This is a genomic window from Streptomyces sp. NPDC059455 (genome assembly GCF_042750115.1).
Classification (GTDB): Bacteria; Actinomycetota; Actinomycetes; order Streptomycetales; family Streptomycetaceae; genus Streptomyces; species Streptomyces endocoffeicus.
The window spans coordinates 20,974-38,389 of the sequence record NZ_JBHYVB010000053.1 but is presented as its reverse complement, the minus strand read 5'-3'; the positions used below and the strand labels follow the sequence as shown (position 1 = coordinate 38,389).

At 71.4% G+C, this 17,416-nt stretch carries 16 protein-coding genes and 1 pseudogene; 8 read left to right on the top strand and 9 right to left on the bottom strand.

The window, feature by feature from the left end; genetic code table 11:
* Positions 1–285: 285 nt before the first annotated feature.
* Together ACFXB5_RS20585 and ACFXB5_RS20580 are read right to left on the bottom strand one after the other, a co-directional pair.
* Positions 286–1,083: a hypothetical protein gene (locus tag ACFXB5_RS20585; protein WP_385209782.1), complete on the bottom strand. Its 798-nt coding sequence runs from the start codon at positions 1,081–1,083 to the stop codon at positions 286–288.
* 102 nt (positions 1,084–1,185) lie between these two features.
* Entirely contained in the window at positions 1,186–1,722 is a 537-nt protein-coding gene (locus ACFXB5_RS20580) for a PadR family transcriptional regulator (protein WP_385209822.1), read from the bottom strand.
* A 135-nt stretch (positions 1,723–1,857) separates the two neighbouring features.
* Here ACFXB5_RS20580 and ACFXB5_RS20575 point away from each other — a divergent pair.
* Positions 1,858–1,971 (top strand): annotated as a pseudogene (locus ACFXB5_RS20575) (alpha/beta fold hydrolase); the annotation flags it as partial.
* A gap of 41 nt (positions 1,972–2,012) precedes the next feature.
* Here ACFXB5_RS20575 and ACFXB5_RS20570 read toward each other — a convergent pair.
* Positions 2,013–2,633: a class I SAM-dependent methyltransferase gene (locus ACFXB5_RS20570; RefSeq protein WP_385209780.1), complete on the bottom strand. Its 621-nt coding sequence runs from the start codon at positions 2,631–2,633 to the stop codon at positions 2,013–2,015.
* Between the two features lie 242 nt (positions 2,634–2,875).
* Between ACFXB5_RS20570 and ACFXB5_RS20565 the strand changes: the two genes are divergently transcribed.
* Entirely contained in the window at positions 2,876–3,406 is a 531-nt protein-coding gene (locus ACFXB5_RS20565; protein ID WP_385209778.1) for a roadblock/LC7 domain-containing protein, read from the top strand.
* A complete protein-coding gene (locus tag ACFXB5_RS20560; RefSeq protein WP_385209831.1) occupies positions 3,375–3,560 on the top strand; it encodes a hypothetical protein in 186 nt (61 codons plus the stop codon). The genes ACFXB5_RS20565 and ACFXB5_RS20560 overlap by 32 nt, the downstream gene beginning before the upstream one ends.
* Before the next feature lie 52 nt (positions 3,561–3,612).
* On the opposite strand, the gene ACFXB5_RS20555 is transcribed toward ACFXB5_RS20560, so the two are convergent.
* Entirely contained in the window at positions 3,613–4,041 is a 429-nt protein-coding gene (locus tag ACFXB5_RS20555; protein WP_385209775.1) for a PPOX class F420-dependent oxidoreductase, read from the bottom strand.
* Positions 4,042–4,160: 119 nt separating this feature from the next.
* Between ACFXB5_RS20555 and ACFXB5_RS20550 the strand changes: the two genes are divergently transcribed.
* Complete coding sequence (locus ACFXB5_RS20550; RefSeq protein WP_385209773.1) at positions 4,161–4,565, top strand: roadblock/LC7 domain-containing protein; 405 nt, start codon at positions 4,161–4,163, stop codon at positions 4,563–4,565.
* Between the two features lie 98 nt (positions 4,566–4,663).
* The gene (locus tag ACFXB5_RS20545) at positions 4,664–5,626 is read left to right on the top strand and encodes a DUF6397 family protein (protein ID WP_385209770.1); all 963 of its coding nucleotides are present in this window, start codon (positions 4,664–4,666) and stop codon (positions 5,624–5,626) included.
* A gap of 87 nt (positions 5,627–5,713) precedes the next feature.
* On the opposite strand, the gene ACFXB5_RS20540 is transcribed toward ACFXB5_RS20545, so the two are convergent.
* Complete coding sequence (locus ACFXB5_RS20540) at positions 5,714–6,604, bottom strand: acyl-CoA thioesterase (protein WP_385209768.1); 891 nt, start codon at positions 6,602–6,604, stop codon at positions 5,714–5,716.
* Positions 6,605–6,665: 61 nt separating this feature from the next.
* Positions 6,666–9,188 carry a DEAD/DEAH box helicase gene (locus tag ACFXB5_RS20535; protein ID WP_385209764.1) on the bottom strand — a complete coding sequence of 841 codons (2,523 nt, stop codon included), beginning with the start codon at positions 9,186–9,188 and terminating at the stop codon, positions 6,666–6,668.
* A gap of 136 nt (positions 9,189–9,324) precedes the next feature.
* On the opposite strand from ACFXB5_RS20535, the gene ACFXB5_RS20530 reads away from it, so the two are divergent.
* Positions 9,325–10,116 carry a metal-dependent hydrolase gene (locus ACFXB5_RS20530; RefSeq protein ID WP_385209762.1) on the top strand — a complete coding sequence of 264 codons (792 nt, stop codon included), beginning with the start codon at positions 9,325–9,327 and terminating at the stop codon, positions 10,114–10,116.
* 113 nt (positions 10,117–10,229) lie between these two features.
* Here ACFXB5_RS20530 and ACFXB5_RS20525 read toward each other — a convergent pair whose 3' ends face one another.
* Both ACFXB5_RS20525 and ACFXB5_RS20520 read right to left on the bottom strand, forming a co-directional pair.
* A complete protein-coding gene (locus ACFXB5_RS20525; RefSeq protein WP_385209760.1) occupies positions 10,230–12,011 on the bottom strand; it encodes an ABC transporter ATP-binding protein in 1,782 nt (593 codons plus the stop codon).
* Positions 12,008–13,987 (bottom strand): ABC transporter transmembrane domain-containing protein, encoded by a 1,980-nt coding sequence (locus ACFXB5_RS20520; protein ID WP_385209758.1) that lies wholly within the window; start codon positions 13,985–13,987, stop codon positions 12,008–12,010. The genes ACFXB5_RS20525 and ACFXB5_RS20520 overlap by 4 nt, the downstream gene beginning before the upstream one ends.
* A gap of 159 nt (positions 13,988–14,146) precedes the next feature.
* Between ACFXB5_RS20520 and ACFXB5_RS20515 the strand changes: the two genes are divergently transcribed.
* Positions 14,147–14,887 (top strand): L,D-transpeptidase family protein, encoded by a 741-nt coding sequence (locus ACFXB5_RS20515; RefSeq protein WP_385209756.1) that lies wholly within the window; start codon positions 14,147–14,149, stop codon positions 14,885–14,887.
* 39 nt (positions 14,888–14,926) lie between these two features.
* Here ACFXB5_RS20515 and ACFXB5_RS20510 read toward each other — a convergent pair whose 3' ends face one another.
* Positions 14,927–15,367, bottom strand: a complete 441-nt coding sequence (locus ACFXB5_RS20510) for a MarR family winged helix-turn-helix transcriptional regulator (RefSeq protein ID WP_385209754.1) — start codon at positions 15,365–15,367, stop codon at positions 14,927–14,929.
* 144 nt (positions 15,368–15,511) lie between these two features.
* Here ACFXB5_RS20510 and ACFXB5_RS20505 point away from each other — a divergent pair, with 144 nt between their 5' ends.
* Positions 15,512–17,356: an ABC transporter ATP-binding protein gene (locus tag ACFXB5_RS20505; RefSeq protein WP_385209752.1), complete on the top strand. Its 1,845-nt coding sequence runs from the start codon at positions 15,512–15,514 to the stop codon at positions 17,354–17,356.
* The last annotated feature ends 60 nt before the right edge of the window (positions 17,357–17,416 follow it).

Genomic DNA, 17,416 nt, shown 5'->3' with positions numbered 1-17,416 from the left:
CCACGGGCGGAGCGCACCCGGGAGTGACCGTGCAGTACCGATCGCGGACCGCCCGCGACCCCGTTCCGGACCCGGCCGGGTGGGGAGCGGTCATGCCCCTTGGGGCTCCGCCGAGGCCCGGGGTCCGGGGCGACGTCCGGGCCCGGACGGAGAGGTCGCGGGGACCGTACGGGCGCCGATGGGCTCCGCGCGTCGGCGTGGCTGACCGGCCCGGACGGCGTCGTTGACCGGCTCCTCGCGGCGTCCTTGACCGACCCCGTACGGGACGGGGCACGGCGTCAGGTCTCAGTGCGGCCGTACGGCCAGCTTGTCCAGGGCCGTCAGCAGCCCCGGCAGCTCGGGGCCGCGACCGACCGGCAGCACCTCGCCCGGTGCGTCGTCCAACAGGACGAACGCGATGTCGTCGGTCCGGGCCACCATGCTCCAGCCCGGCCCGTCGGCCCGGAGCGTCCGCGCGTCACCGGAGGCGAACGCCGAGCGGATCCGCCCCAGCGGCGGGGGTGAGTCCAGATAACCGCGCGCCTCTTCGAGCACCCGCCGCACGCCCCCGTGCGGCTTCTCGCCCGGGGACACGAACGTCACATCGCTGTCGACCTGCTCACGCCAGATCGCCCACTGGAGCGCGATCTCATCGGCGCCGAGCCGCCGCTGGGCCGGGCCCCACCGCTCGGAGTCCGGCGGCGACAGCGGCGCCCGGGAGGTGTCTTCCCCCAGCCCGGGGTCGGGCGCGGGATCATGGGGAGCCGGTACGCCCGGGGCGGCCACGGCCACCGCGAGCGGCCAGCCGGGAAGCGAGGCGACCACCGTACGGTCCTCGATGGCCAGGGCGTACTCCATACCGCAGTCCCAGGTCGCGATGGCGATGGCCACGAGCGACACATCGTCGGTGACCACCGTCCAGCGGGCGCCGCCGCCATCCTGCCCCAGTACCAGCCCGTAGCCGGTGTCGTACGGCTCCAGCCCGAGCGCGGCACATGCCTCGGGATAGTCGTCGCCGAGCACACTCGGGAATTGAGCGGGTGTCAGCAGCACCGCGGTCAGCACATACAGCGCCTCGTCGCGTGACTCCTCCGTGGCGGGCACGACAGCCTCCTCCTGCGCATGCGGATCCGATGAGCGATCCGTCGTCGCGCACCTTAACCACCCAGTAGCCACGGAGTCGAGACTTCGGGAGGTGGTCGGCCCTCAGCCGTCGGCCGCCGCCCGCAGCGTGTCCAGCGTGCGCCGCAGCCAGGACAGTTCGGCCTGGCTGGTGGCCCGGGCGATGGTGAGAATGCCGCGCCGGAAGGGGTCCTCGACCTCTTCCGCCCGCAACGGGCGGTCACCCTCGTAGAAGAAGCTCGACGGCTGCCGCAGAAAGGCCATCCGGCGCTCCAGCACCTCCGCCTGTGCCGACGGGTCGTCGAGGTGGCGCAGGAACGCCAGCACGGTGAACCAGCGGTTCTCATCGGTGATGTCGACGTCCGCCGGATGCGCGAGGCGGCGGCGCAGCTCCGTCTGCCCCTCGGCGGTCAGCGTGAGCACGTGACGGGGCGCGGCCCCCGCACCCGGCTGGGTCCGGCGGGCCAGCAGACCGGCCTTCTCCAGCCGCTTGATCGCCGGATAGAGGGTGGACTCGGCCACGGGTTTCCCATGTCCGGTCAGCGCGGCGATGCGCTTGCGCAACTCGTAGCCGTGCAGCGGGGCGTCGTGGAGGAAGCCCAGGATGGCGAGTTCGAGCATGGCCGCATTGTGCCGCATGACCGCTGTACCTCGTGAGCGCAATACATCGCCATCGATGTGTTGTCGGTGTCCGACGCGATCCGTAAGGCGGGTATGGCGGAAGGAAAGCCGTGGAGCAGGCCTCATTCGGCCCTGGGTGCCGCGCTCATCGGGCACAGCATGGGCGGATCGGTCGTGATCGTGCTGGCGGTACGCCGTCCGGAACCGGTGTCCCGTCTGGTGCTGACCGAGGCCAATCTGGATCCCGTGGTCTGCTCGGGCCGGCCCTTTCGATCCTCAGCCGACTTCCCTCAGTCGACTTCGCGGACGCAGAGCGCCAGAAAGCGTGTGTCCTCGTCGGTGTACGAGTCCAGGCGCCAGCCGGCGTCCGCCAGCAACGGCCGCAGTTGGGCCTCCGCCCGCAGGTCGTCGGGGGTGAGGGCGCGGCCGTGGCGGGCGGCGAGAGCGGCCCGCCCCACTGGATGGAACAGCGCGAGCCGCCCGCCGGGGCGCACCACCCGGGCCAGTTCGCGCAGGTTCTCGCGGGGGTCGGAGAGATGGGAGATCAGCCCGGCGGCGAACACCGCGTCGAGGCAGCCGTCGCGCAGTGGCAGCCGTGCCACATCGGCGAGGGCGAGGCCCGCGAAGCCGTCCCGGCCCTCGCCCAGGGCGGCGTCCAGCATGGCGGGCGTGAGGTCCACTCCGAGGACGGTCCCCTCGGGGCCGACCGCGTCGCGCAGCGCGGGCAGCGCACGCCCCGTTCCGCACCCCGCGTCGAGCGCCGCGTCCCCGGGGCGGAGCCCGAGGTCGGCGACGGCGGCGGCGTAGGCGGGGCCGTCGTCCGGGAAGCGGCGGTCCCAGTCGGCCGCCCTGGGGGTGAAGAAGTCCCGTACGTCGGCCGCACTGTTTCCATGGGAGGGCTCATGTGGCACGGGAACTCCTCGGGACACCTTGGATACGACGGTGAAGCGCTGCGCTGAGCAAGCAGCCTACGCCCGCTTTGAGTGCAGATTCGGACGCCCATCGATCGCTCTGGCATCTGACTCTGTCAATTTTCAACAGGTTCCGTAATGCGCCCTCAATGTGCGCCCCCGCCGGGTCTAGCGTCCCTGGCCCAGGGGGACACCTGGAGCGCCGCCCCGGCGCGGCGCATCCCGACCGAGGGAGATCGCCCATGACCAAGCCGCGCAGCACCGCCGCACGCTCCATGGCCGATCTCGACCGGATCCTGGACGATCTGGTGGCCGCGGCAGCAGGCGTACGCCATGCCGTGGTGCTCTCCCGGGACGGGGCGACCGTCAGTGCGTCCGGTGGGCTCTCCCGCCATGAGGCCGAGCATCTGGCCGCCGTCGCCTCCGGATTCCACGGCATCGCCGCGAGCGCCGGGCGCCGGGGGCGCGGCGGCCCGGCCCGGCGGACGATGATCGAGATGGCGGCGGGCACCCTCTTCGTCACGGCGTTGGCCGACGGCGCGTGTCTGGCCGTGCTGTGCGGCGCGGACGCCGAGCCGGCCGCGATCGCCGAGGAGACGACCCAGCTCGTGGACCTGGTGGACCGGCGGCGCGGCCCATGGCCCCGCCGACGGTTCGGCCGGATGCGCCGGGGCGCCCGCAACGGCCCTCGGAAGATCCTTCCGACGAGGACAACAACGACGGCGGCGAAGGGGCGCGGTGATGCGAGCGGTGACCTGGCAGGGCCGACATGATGTGCGGGTCGAGACGGTACCCGACCCCATCATCTCCCTCAGCGGGGTGTGCGGCGGGATGGCCGATTCGCTGCCGCTGGAGGAGGCACCCCGCGCTTATGAGATGTTCCAGCACAAGGAGGACGGTGCGATAAAGGTCCTCATGCGCCCGTAAACGTCGGATGGGCGGGGTGCGTCATGAAGGGATGGGTTTCGGTCGAATCTCGCTATTCGGCGACCCCGGAGAGCGCGAGCACCTTGTCGATGCGCACCCTGACCAGCAGCTCGCCCGGCACGCCATTGCGGGCGCCGTACTCCTCGGCCCGGTCCTCGCCCATGTAACGGGAGGCGATCCGGGTGGCCCAGTCGCGGACCTGCCCCAGATCGTCGATCAGCTCGGCGCGCCCCCGCAGGGTGACGAAGGCGAACGGCGGCTTGTCGTCGTCCACGCAGATGGTGAGCCGGCCGTCCCGGGCCAAGTTGCGTCCCTTGACCGTCTCCTGACCTGTGTTGAAGACGAGGTCGTTACCGTCGAGCAGGAACCACACGGGGGCGAGGTGCGGACTTCCGTCGGCCCGCACGGTCGCCAGCTTCGCGGTGCGGGTGCCCTCCGTGACGAACTTCTGCCACTGATCCTTGGTCATGTTCTGTGCCATGTCCCCATCCTGCGTCAATCAGCGCACAAGCGTGGGGTGCCGGGCGGGGCGGGTTGCCCAGACGGCGGCAGTGAGAAAGGCTGGCACGCAGCTGAAGGGAAATCGGGGAGGAGTCGGATATGGCAGTGAACAAGGGGCTCGACTGGTTACTGGACGACCTGACCGAGCGGATCGCGGAGATACGGCACGCGCTGGTGCTGTCCAACGACGGGCTGGTGACGGGGGCGAGTTCCACGCTGGTGCGCCAGGACGCCGAGCACCTGGCGGCGGTGGCGTCCGGGCTGCACAGCCTCGCCAAGGGGTCCGGGCGCCACTTCCGGACGGGCCGGGTGCGGCAGACGATGGTCGAATTCGACGAGGGCGTCCTCTTCGTCACGGCGGCGGGGGACGGCAGCTGTCTGTGCGTGCTCACCGGGCCGGACGCGGATGTGGGGCAGGTCGCCTACGAAATGGCGCTGCTGGTCAACCGGGTGGGGGAGCACCTGGGAGTCGAGGCCAGGCAGGAGAGCGGCGCACCCAGCTGATGCCGCGCGGAAGTTATCCACAGGCCTGACCGGGCATCTTGCTTCGCGGCTATCGTCGTCACTGTCAGTGATTGAGGCAGTGCGGGGGAGGACGTCGCATGGCAGTGCGGGTGGATCAGGAGCTGCGGGAGAGCCAGGGGCCGTGGAGCCCGGAGTGGCTCGGCGAGCCGAGCGTACCGGGACGGGCGAGCGGGCCGGGAGACCCTGGCGGGCCGGCGGGGCCGGGCGGATCGGGCGGGAGCGTCGCGTTCGGCGCGGCGGCCCGGGCGCTGGGGCTCAACCCGCGGGAGTTCGAGCTGGCCGTTCAGTTGGGGGAAGTGCGCACCGTCACCACCGGTCTGGGCCGGCGGGTGGCGTGCGAGGAGTTGAGGCGGGTGACCGCCGCCGAGGGCTTCCCGGAGGCGCTCATCGGCCGTCTCCGCGTGGTCGGCACGGCAGAGAGCGCGGAGCTGCTCGGCATTACCCAAGGGCGGCTGACCCGCCTCGCGCGCGGGGGTTTCTTCGCCCCCGTCCGGTTCTATGTCAATCGCTATCGGGCCGTCGTATGGCTCTATCTGGCGTCGGATCTGACCGAGTTCGCCGTCAGGCAGCCGGAGTTGCTGAGCGGCCGCACCCCGCCGGGACTGAGCGCGGCATTGGCCGCCGGGGAGGACTGGCGGGCCGCCAAATGGCGCAGCCGAAGGATCGGCCAGCTGCTCGCCCAGACCGAGGACCCCTGGGAGCGGGCCGCGGTGCTGGCATCGGTGCTGGGCTCCGTCGAGCTGGCCTCGGCCGTGGCCGATCCTTATGAGCGGGCCCATCTGCGGGAACTCCGCCCCGCGCTCGTCCGGATGCGCCCCGAGGCCGGAGCCGTCCGGGATGTCATCGGCACGGTGGTCACGGCGGACGACCCACGGGAGATCCGGCGCTATCGGGCCGCCCTCGCCTCGTCGCTGGACGACGCCCGCCGGGCCCGGTCCGCGCCACGCCCGGACGCCGGGCCGGAGCCGGTGCCCGATGACCGCACCCCGGTTCCGGGCCGCCCGCGGAGCCTGTGGCAGAAGCTGATCGGCAGGCGATGAGTCACGGTGCGCACGTCCTTGTGGGGCACACCAGGGCGCGGCAAACCAGAGCGTGGCACACCACGGAGGGGCACACCACGGTGGGGCTCAGCCGTCGTCCGCGGCACCTTCGGCTGGCCGCAGCGGGCGGAACAGTCCCTCTTGCACCACGGACACCAAAAGTCGACCCGCACGGTCGTAGATCCGGCCGCGCGCCAGTCCCCGGCCGCCCGTGGCCACGGGCGACTCCTGCTCGTAGAGAAACCACTCATCGGTGCGGAACGGCCGGTGGAACCACATGGCGTGATCCAGCGAGGCCATGTCGAAGCCCCGTGGGCCCCACAGCGGCTCGATCGGCACCCGCACCGCGTCCAGCAGCATCATGTCGCTCGCATAGGTGAGCGCACAGGTGTGCACCAGCGGGTCGTCCCCGAGCGGCCCCACCGCGCGCATCCATACGGCGCTGCGCGGTTCCGCGCCCTGGAGCTCCTCGTCCGTCCAGCGCAGCCGCTCCACATAGCGGATGTCGAAGGGCTGCCGGCGCTCCATACGGGCGAATGCCTCGGGGAGCGTGCCCAGATGGGCGCGCACCTCATCGGCGAGGGTCGGCAGACCCTCCGGCCCGGGGACATCCGGCATCGGCAGCTGATGCTCGATACCCGGCTCAGGAGAATGAAAGGAGGCCGTCAAATTGAAGATCGTGCGACCCTGCTGGATGGCGACGACCCGGCGGGTGGTGAAGGAGCGCCCGTCCCGGACCCGCTCCACCTGGTACACGATGGGCACGCCCGGCCGCCCCGGCCGCAGGAAGTACGCGTGCAGTGAGTGCACCGGACGCTGCCCGTCGGTGGTCCGCCCGGCGGCCACCAGCGCCTGGCCCGCCACCTGCCCGCCGAACACCCGCTGCAGCGACTCATCGGGGCTGCGGCCACGGAAGATGTCCAGCTCGATCCGTTCCAGGTCGAGCAGATCGACCAGGCGCTCGGCGGGATTGGTCATCGGTGGTGCTCCTTCACTGAGGGGGCCGGGCCGGTCCCCGGTGTGGACAGCGTCCAGGAGGCTACAGTTGGCCCACGTCGGTGACCCGGACCACCGCCCGGCCCTCCTCGTCGGAGGCGGCGAGATCGACCTCCGCCGCGATACCCCAGTCGTGGTCGCCGTTCGGGTCGTCGAAGGTCTGCCGCACCCGCCACAGACCGTGCTCGGGGTCCTCCTCGATCCGCAGCAGCTTCGGCCCGCGGGCCTGCGCTCCGGTGCCGAGCTCCTCGTACTCCTCCCAGTACCCGTCCAGCGCCTCGGCCCAGGCGTCCTCGTCCCAGCGGGAGTCGGCGTCCATCTCCCCGAGCTCGGCGACCTTGTCCAGCGCGGCCAGCTCCACCCGGCGGAACATGGCGTTGCGCACCAGCACGCGGAAGGCGCGGGCGTTGGCGGTGACCGGCCTGACCTGGTCGGCGCGCTCCTGCGCCTGCTCCGCCGACTCCACCTCCGGGTTGGCCAGCTGCTCCCACTCGTCGAGGAGGCTGGAGTCGACCTGCCGCACCATCTCGCCGAGCCAGGCGATGATGTCCTGGAAGTCATCGGACTTCAGATCGTCCGGCACGGTGTGGTCCAGGGCCTTGAAGGCGCTGGCCAGGTAGCGCAGCACAATGCCCTCGGTCCGCGCCAGGTCGTAGAACGAGGTGAACTCGGTGAAGGTCATCGCCCGCTCGTACATGTCGCGGATCACCGACTTGGGCGAGAGCGGATGGTCGCCGACCCATGGATGGCTCTTGCGGTAGAGCCCGTACGCGTGGAAGAGCAGTTCCTCCAGCGGCTTGGGGTAGGAGATGTCCTGGAGCCGCTCCATGCGCTCCTCGTACTCGACGCCGTCCGCCTTCATCGCGGCCACCGCCTCACCGCGCGCCTTGTTCTGCTGCGCCGCCAGGATCTGCCGGGGGTCGTCCAGGGTCGACTCCACGACCGAGACCATGTCCAGGGCGTAGGAGGGCGATTCGGGGTCCAGCAGCTCGAAGGCGGCCAGCGCGAAGGTGGACAGCGGCTGGTTGAGCGCGAAGTCCTGCTGCAGATCCACCGTCAGCCGGACGATCGGGGCGCCTCCGCCCTCGCCGTCCCCAGGCTTCACCTGCTCGACCACCCCGCCGTCCAGCAGCGAGCGGTAGATCGCGATCGCCCGGCGGATGTGCCGCAGCTGGTTCTTGCGCGGCTCGTGGTTGTCCTCCAGCAGGCGGCGCATCCCCTCGAAGGCGTTGCCGGGACGGGCGATCACCGACAGGAGCATCGCATGGGTGACCCGGAACCGGGAGGTGAGCGGCTCGGGGTCGGAGGCGATGAGCTTCTCGAAGGTGTTCTGGCCCCAGTTGACGAAGCCCTCCGGCGCCTTCTTGCGGACCACCTTGCGGCGCTTCTTCGGATCGTCCCCGGCCTTCGCGAGTGCCTTCTCGTTCTCGACGACGTGCTCGGGCGCCTGGGCCACCACAAAGCCCGCAGTGTCGAAGCCGGCCCGTCCGGCCCGGCCCGCGATCTGGTGGAACTCCCGGGCCCGCAGCGTCCGCACCCGCTGACCGTCGTACTTGGTCAGCGCGGTGAACAGGACGGTGCGGATGGGCACATTGACGCCCACGCCGAGGGTGTCCGTACCGCAGATGACCTTGAGCAGCCCGGCCTGCGCCAGCTTCTCCACCAGCCGCCGGTACTTGGGCAGCATGCCCGCATGGTGCACGCCGATCCCGTGCCGGACATAACGGGACAGGTTGCGGCCGAACTTGGTGGTGAACCGGAAATTGCCGATCAGCGAGGCGATCTCGTCCTTCTCGGCGCGCGAGCACATATTGATGCTCATCAGCGCCTGGGCCCGCTCGACCGCCGCCGCCTGGGTGAAGTGCACGATGTAGACGGGCGCCTGCTGGGTCTCCAGCAGCTCGGTCAGCGTCTCGGTCAGCGGCGTCGTCCGGTACTCGTAGCTCAGCGGCACCGGCCGGGTCGCCGACCGCACGACCGCGGTGGGCCGCCCGGTGCGCCGGGTCAGATCCTCCTCGAACCGGCTCACATCACCGAGCGTCGCCGACATCAGGATGAACTGCGCCCTCGGCAGCTCCAGCAGCGGGATCTGCCACGCCCAGCCCCGGTCCGGCTCCGCATAGAAGTGGAACTCGTCCATCACCACCTGGCCGATATCGGCGTCCTTGCCGTCCCGCAGGGCGATGGACGCCAGCACCTCGGCCGTACAGCAGATGACCGGCGCGTCCGCGTTGACCGACGCGTCGCCGGTGAGCATCCCGACGTTCTCGGTGCCGAAGAGCTTGCACAGTTCGAAGAACTTCTCCGAGACCAGGGCCTTGATCGGCGCGGTGTAGAAGGTGACCTCGTCCTTGGCGAGCGCGGCGAAGTGGGCGCCCGCCGCCACCAGGCTCTTGCCCGAGCCGGTGGGGGTCGAGAGGATCACATTCGCCCCGGACACCACCTCGATCAGCGCTTCCTCCTGGGCGGGGTACAGCGAGATGCCTCGCTCCTCGACCCAGGTGGAGAACGCCTCGAAAAGTGCGTCGGGGTCGGCGTCGCTCGGCATCTGATCGATAAGAGTCACGCACCTATACTGCCTGGTTTCCCCGCCGGGACGGGAACCGGCTGTACGTGCGAAGATCGTCCGCCGCTAGGCTGTGCCGGGCCGAAGCAGTCAACTCCCGCTCGGAAGCGGGAAAGAACAGGGGCGGGGTACGACCATGATGGGACCGGCGCATTCGCTGTCCGGGGCGGCGGCCTGGCTGGGGGTGGGGGCGGCGGCCGCGGCGGCCGGCCACGCGATGCCCTGGCCGGTGCTGGGCGCCGGCGCGCTGATCTGCGCGGGAGCGGCGCTCGCCCCCGACCTCGACCACAAGGCGGCGACCATATCGCGCGCCTTCGGGCCCATCTCGCGGGCTCTGTGCGAGGTGATCGACAAGATCTCGTACTCCGTCTACAAGTCGACCAGGAAGGCGGGCGACCCGCGTCGCTCCGGCGGCCACCGCACCCTGACCCACACCTGGGTATGGGCGGTGCTGATCGGCGCCGGAGCCTCGGCGCTCGCGATGATCGGCGGGCGCTGGGCGGTGCTGGGCATCCTCTTCGTGCACATGGTGCTGGCCGTCGAGGGGCTGCTGTGGCGGGCGGCGCGGGTCTCCAGCGATGTCCTGGTGTGGCTGCTCGGGGCGGCCAGTGCCTGGATCCTCGCCGATGTGCTGGACAAGGCCGGCAATGGCTCGGACTGGCTGTTCAGCGCACCGGGCCAGGAGTACCTCTGGCTCGGCCTGCCGATCGTGCTCGGCGCCCTGGTCCACGACATCGGGGACGCGCTCACCGTCTCCGGCTGCCCGATCCTGTGGCCCATCCCGATCGGCCGCAAGCGCTGGTACCCGATCGGTCCGCCGAAGGGGATGCGGTTCCGGGCCGGCAGCTGGGTCGAGCTGAAGGTGCTGATGCCGGTCTTCATGCTGCTCGGTGGCGTCGGCGGACTGGCCGCCCTCGGCGTGATCTGAACCCCGGACGGGGCCGGGGCGGCCCCGGACCGCACCAGGGCGGCCCCGGACCGCACCAGGGCGGTCCCGGAGGGCATCGGGGTGGCCACGCCGGGGCGCGGCCACCCCTCCCGCTACTGGTGCCAGGAGCGCCACAGCGCGGCGTACGCCCCGTCCGCCGCGACGAGTTCGTCATGGCTGCCCAGTTCGGTGATCCGGCCGCTCTCCACCACGGCGATCGCATCCGCGTCATGCGCCGTGTGCAGCCGGTGGGCGATCGCCACCACGGTCCTGCCCTCCAGCACCCGGCCCAGCGACCGCTCCAGATGGCGCGCCGCCCGCGGGTCCAGCAGCGAGGTGGCCTCGTCCAGCACCAGCGTATGCGGATCGGCCAGCACCAGCCGGGCCAGCGCGATCTGCTGCGCCTGTGCGGGGGTGAGCGCGAGACCGCCCGAGCCGACCTCGGTGTCCAGGCCCTCGTCCAGCGCGCGGGCCCAGCCATCGGCGTCGACGGCGCCCAACGCCGCCCACAGCTCGGCGTCCCCGGCGAAGGCGCGGGCCAGCAGCAGGTTGTCCCGCAGCGAGCCCACGAAGACATGGTGCTCCTGGTTGACCAGGGCCACATGCTCACGGACCCGCTCGGCCGGCATCCGCGCCAGCTCCGCACCGCCCAAGGTCACCCGGCCCGTGCGCGGGGAGTAGATCCCGGCCAGCAGCCGCCCCAGGGTGGACTTTCCCGCCCCGGACGGGCCCACCAGCGCCAGTCGCGTCCCCGGGGCCACCTTCATGGACACCTCGTGCAGCACATCGCTGCCCTCGTGGTAGCCGAACCGCACCTCGTCCGCCCGCACCTCCCGGCCACCGGGGACCACCCCCTCGTCGGCGGGACCCTCCTCGATCTCCCGCACCCCCACCAGCCGGGCCAGCGACACCTGCGCGACCTGCAGCTCGTCGTACCAGCGCAGGATCAGCCCGATCGGCTCGACCAGCATCTGCGACAGCAGCGCCCCGGTGGTCAGCTCGCCGATCGACATCCAGCCGCGCATCACACACAGGCCGCCGATCATCAGCACCGAACCGGTGATCAGCGTGTAGCTCACATTGATCACCGGGAAGAGCACCGAGCGCAGCCAGAGGGTGTAGCGCTCCCATGCCGTCCACTGCCGGATGCGCAGCTCGGACTGGGCGATCCGCCGGTCGCCCAGCCGGTGGGCCTCGATGGTCCGCCCGGCGTCCACGCTCTCGGTGAGGGCCGCGGACACCGCCGCGTACCCTGCCGCCTCCGAGCGGTAGGCGCTCGGCGCGCGGCGGAAGTACCACCGACAGCCGATCACCAGCACCGGGAGTGCCACCAGCACCGCGAGACCCAGTGGGGGAGCGGTCAGGGTCAGCGCGCCGAGCAGCAGTCCGGTCCACAGCACACCGATGGCGAGCTGGGGCACGGCCTCGCGCATCGCGTTCGCCAGCCGGTCGATATCGGTGGTGATCCGGGACAGCAGATCCCCGGTCCCGGCCCGCTCCAGCACCCCCGGGGGCAGACCCACCGACCGTACGAGAAAGTCCTCCCGCAGATCCGCCAGCATCTGCTCGCCCAGCACCGCCCCGCGCAGCCGCAGCAGCCGGACGAACACGGTCTGCACCACCAGCGCCACCGCGAACAGCGCCACGGTGCGCCCGATGTGGAGGTCCTTCTCGCCCTGGGAGAGGTCCTCGACCACGCCCCCCAGCAGCTGCGGGCCGACCATGGAGGCGAGCACCGCGGTCGCGTTCACGACCATCAGCCAGGTGAACGCGGCCCGGTGCCGCCGCAGCAGCTCCCGCACATAGGCTCGTACGGTGGTGGGTGTGCCGACCGGCAGCGTCGTCGCCGACTCCGGTGCGGCCGGGTCATAGGCGGGCGGTGCCACGCCGATCATGCCGACTCCTCGATCTGTTCCTCGATCCGCCCGATGTCTTCCCGCGCGATGTCCTTCCGCGCGATGTCCTCCAGGCCGTGGCCGGTCGGCCCGGTGGATCGCCCGGTCCTCCGCACGGCGGCCTCGCCGTCCGTCTCGCGGGTGACGACCGCGCGATACGCGGAGTCGGTGCCCAGCAGCTCGCGGTGGGTGCCCACCCCCGCCGCCTCGCCGTCGGCGACGAACACCACCCGGTCCGCCCGGTCCAGCACCAGCGGGCTGGAGGTGAACACGATGGTGGTCCGGCCCGTCCGCAGCCGCCGCACCCCGTCGGCGATCCGCGCTTCGGTGTGCGAGTCCACCGCGGAGGTCGGCTCGTCCAGCACCAGCACCTCCGGATCGGTCACCAGCGAGCGGGCCAGCGCCAGCCGCTGCCGCTGGCCACCCGACAGCGAGCGGCCGCGCTCGGTGATCCGGGTGCGCATGGGGTCGGCGTCACCCTCGTCGGCGGCCGACGCCTGCGCCAGCGCCTCCAGCACATCGCCGCACTGGGCCGCCTCGAGGGCCGTCTCCGCCGAGACCTCGCCGGACCTCGGCACATCCAGCAGCTCGGCGAGCGTCCCCGACAGCAGCACCGGGTCCTTGTCCTGCACCAGCACCGCCGTGCGCGCCGAGTCCAGCGCCACCTCATCGAGGGCGACTCCGCCCAGCAGCGCCGACGGCGCACCGCCGTGGTCCCCGTCGCCCGGGCCGCCGAGCGCGGGATGTCCGCCGAGCCGGTCCGCCAGCCGCCCGGCCGCGTCCGGGTCGCCGCACACCACCGCGGTCAGCACCCCGCTCGGCGCCAGCGTCCCGCTCGCCGGGTCGTACAGATCCCCGCCGAGCGGTCCGGTGGCCTCCTGCGCTTCCGCGCGCTCGCCCCCGTCCACGGATGCCGTGGTGGCCGCGGTGTCTGAGATGTCTGAGGTGTCCGCGGTGGCCGGGGTCTCGTCCTCCGCGGAGGAGCGCCGCAGCGCCAGCACCCGGGCCGCGCGCCGCGCGGAGGGCCGGGAGAAGGAGTACGCCATGGCGATCTCCTCGAAGTGCCGCAGCGGGAAGAGCAGAAAGGTGACGGCGCTGTAGACGGTGACCAGCTCGCCCACCTCGATTCGCCCCTCGCGGGCCAGCGACGCCCCGTACCAGACCACACCGATCAGCAGCAGCCCCGGCAGCGCCACCTGCACGGCCGCGATCAGCGCCCACATCCGCGCGCTGCGCACCGCCGCGACCCGCACCTCCTGTGAGGCGTTCCGGTAGCGGCCCAGGAACAGCTCCTCGCCGCCGATGCCCCGCAGCACCCGCAGCCCGGCCACGGTGTCCGAGGCCAGCTCGGTGGCCCGGCCCGCCTTCTCCCGCTGGTCGTCGGCCCGGCGCGCCGCGCGCGGCAGCAGCGGCAGCACGGCCAGCGCCAGTGCGGGCACACCGACCGCCACCACCGCTCCCAGCGCCGGCTGGTAGAGCACCAGCGCCACGCAGAGCGCGACGGTGGTGATCGCGGCCGCCGTGAAGCGGGACAGGGCCTCCACAAACCAGCCGATCTTCTCGACATCGCCCGTGGAGACGGCGATTACCTCGCCGGCCGCCACCTTCCGGGTGAGCGCGGACCCCAGCTCCACCGCCTTGCGGGACAGCAACTGCTGCACCCGTGCCGCCGCCGTGATCCAGTTGGTGACCGCCGCGCGGTGCAGCATGGCGTCCCCCAGTGCGGTGAGCGCGGTGAGCCCCACCATCAGCGCTCCGGCCAACGCCAGCCGGGAGCCGGAACGGTCCACCACCGCCTGCACACCGAAGCCGATGGCAAGCGGGAAGGACACCAGCGCGGCCATGTGCACCAGACCCCAGAGGGCCGCCTTGACCTGCCCGCCCAGCTGATTCCTGCCCAGCCAGAAGAGAAACCTCGGACCTGACCGCACGTCGGGTCGGCCGGGATCGGGGTACGGAAGATCGCGAATGTGCATGACGTCCCAAGGTCGGGCGGGCGGCGGAGGGAGGGAAGGGCGGGAGACGTGCAAGGCTGACGTTCTCTCGGTGCGGAATTCAACTGGTTTTCCCGGGACCGGCCGGAACACGCCAATCCCGCATACCGCACTGTCCTATGGGGGTGGGACCATGGGGACATGCGAATTTCCGGCATGATGTCCATCCGTGCGGCGGCCGCGGCCGCCGCGGCCCTCGTCCTCCTCACAGCCTGCGGCGACGGCGGTGCTGACGGTGGCGGTGACAAGGGCGCGGACCAGGGCAAACAAGCGCTGCGCAGAGGGGCGCCCGCGCCGGATCCCACGCGTATCCCGGATGTGGGGGACAAGCTCCAGTCCCGGATCCCGGACCAGTCCCGTCAGGTCGTGGCGGTCTACGGCAAAGGGGTGAACTCCGGCGACGCGACCGTGGTCCTCTACACCAAGCAGGGCAAGGACTGGGACCGGACCCGCAGTTGGTCCGCGCACAACGGCAAGCGCGGCTGGACGACGAGTCATCACGAGGGCGACAAGCGCAGCCCGGTCGGGGTCTACACGCTCAGCGACGCGGGCGGTGTGCTGCCCGACCCCGGCGCCCGGCTGCCGTACACGTCGTCCGGCTCCTTCGCGGCGCCCCACTACTGGCCCAAGTCTCACTGGACGGACTTCAACTACGTCATCGCCATTGACTACAACCGCGTCAAGGGCACCTCGCCGCAGGACCAGACCCGGCCCGAAGGGCAGAGCAAGGGCGGCAGCATCTGGCTGCACATGGACCACGGCAGCGGCACCTCGGCCTGTGTCAGCCTCTCCAAGTCCGGTATGGAGTATCTGCTGAAGAACCTCGACCCCAAGCTGCACCCGGTGGTGGTCATGGGGGACAAGGCACACCTCGCCGCCTGAGCGCGGCACCAGGATGTCGGCGGCGCCGTCGCCCGGAACTCAGCAGCGGTGGTCCGGGGTGCCGGACAGGGTGTCCAGCAGCTCGCCCAGCGCCTCGCGCTGCTGATCGCTGAGCGGCGCCAGGATGTCCTCCGCGGCGGACCGGCGCGCCTCGCGCAGCGCGCGCAGCGTCGAGCGCCCGGTGTCGGTGAGCTCGACGCGCACCACCCGGCGGTTGGTCGGATCCGGTATGCGGCGCACCGAGCCATGCGCCTCCAGGGCGTCCACCAGCGTCGTCACGGCGCGCGGGACCACCTCCAGGCGCCGGGCCAGGTCCGCCATCCTCGGCGGCTGGTCGTCATGGGCGACGGTGCGCAGCAGGCGGGACTGGGCGGGGGTGATGCCCAGCGGCTCCATATAGCGCTTCTGGGCGCGGTGCAGTCTGCGGGTCAGGCGCAGCAGCTGCTCCGCGAGGAGGCCGGATGTCTCGGACGTGGGCATGATCGCAGTTTATCAGGACCAGGTTCATTGTGAGTATAGGTAACAATGAGCTATGCTCTCAAAGCCCGCGCCGACGCGGCCACGGCCACGGCTCGACCATGCCGTCATCATCCGCGTCGGCTGCCCTGACTCCAGAAGGAGCCCATGCGTCCCGACACACCTCCGTCATGGACACCGTCCGCCCAGGAGCCCGAGCGTCATACCGCGGAGCCCGAGCAGCCCGCCCAGGTGCGCCGCATCCTCCGGCTCTTCCATCCCTATCGCGGCCGCCTCGCCGTGGTCGGCCTCCTGGTCGCCGCCTCCGCGCTGGTCTCGGTCGCCTCGCCGTTCCTCCTCCGCGAGATCCTCGACACCGCCATCCCCGACGGCCGCACCGGACTGCTCACCCTGCTCGCCCTCGGCATGATCGCCGCGGCCGTCGTCAACAGCGTCTTCGGTGTTCTGCAGACCCTGATCTCCACCACCGTCGGCCAGCGCGTCATGCACGATCTGCGCACCGCGGTCTACGACCGGCTGCAGCGCATGCCGCTCGCCTTCTTCACCCGCACCCGCACCGGCGAGGTGCAGTCCCGTATCGCCAATGACATCGGCGGCATGCAGGCCACCGTCACCTCCACCGCGACCTCGCTGGTCTCCAACCTCACCAGCGTGGTCGCCACCGTCGTCGCGATGCTCGCGCTCGACTGGCGGCTGACCGTCGTCTCCCTGCTCCTGCTGCCGGTCTTCGTCTGGATCAGCCGTCGCGTCGGCACCGAGCGCAAGAAGATCACCTCACAGCGCCAGAAGCAGATGGCGGCCATGTCCGCGATGGTCACCGAGTCCCTCTCGGTGAGCGGCATCCTGCTCGGCCGCAGCATGGGCCGGTCCGAGTCGCTCACCCAGCAGTTCGCCCAGGAGTCCGAGCGCCTCGTGGGCCTGGAAGTGCGCTCCAACATGGCGGGCCGCTGGCGGATGTCCACCATCGGCATCGTCATGGCCGCCATGCCCGCGCTGATCTACTGGGCCGCGGGCATCGCCCTCCAGGCCGGTGGCCCCGCCGTCTCCATCGGCACGCTCGTCGCCTTCGTCTCGCTCCAGCAGGGGCTGCTCCGGCCCACGGTGAGCCTGCTGTCCACCGGTGTGCAGGTGCAGACCTCCCTCGCCCTCTTCGCCCGCATCTTCGAATACCTGGACCTGCCGATCGACATCACCGAGCCCGCCGACCCGGTGCGCCTGGAGAAGGTACGTGGCGAAGTCCGCTTCGACGGCGTCGACTTCGACTACGACAGCGCGTCGCCCGGCCCCTCGAAGGGCACCCTGCGCGGCATCGATCTGACCGTCCCCGCGGGTGGCAGCCTGGCCGTCGTCGGACCGACCGGCTCCGGCAAGACGACCCTCAGCTATCTGGTGCCCCGGCTCTACGACGTGACCGGCGGCCGGGTGCTGATCGACGGTGTGGACGTGCGCGACCTCGACTTCGACTCCCTGGCCCGGGCCGTCGGCGTCGTCTCCCAGGAGACCTATCTCTTCCACGCCTCGGTCGCCGAGAATCTGCGCTTCGCCAAGCCCGACGCGACCGATGAGGAGATCGTGGCGGCGGCTGAGGCCGCCCAGATCCACGATCACATCGCCTCCCTCCCGGACGGCTATGACACCCTGGTGGGAGAGCGCGGCTACCGCTTCTCCGGTGGGGAGAAGCAGCGTCTGGCCATAGCCCGCACGATTCTGCGCGACCCGCCCGTCCTCATCCTCGACGAGGCCACCAGCGCCCTGGACACCCGCACCGAGCAGGCCGTCCAGGAGGCCATCGACTCCCTCTCGGCCGGTCGCACCACGATCACCATCGCCCACCGACTCTCCACCGTGCGCGACGCCGACCAGATCGTCGTCCTCGACGGTGGCCTGATCGCCGAGCGGGGCACCCATGAGGAGCTGCTGGCCAAGGACGGACGCTACGCCGCACTGGTGCGGCGCGACGCCCATCTGTCGCCGGTGGTCCCCGCGGTCTAGTGCCCGAAGTCCTCCGCGTAACCCGCTGAAAGACGGCCGGAGCCTGAAAGACGCGGCACC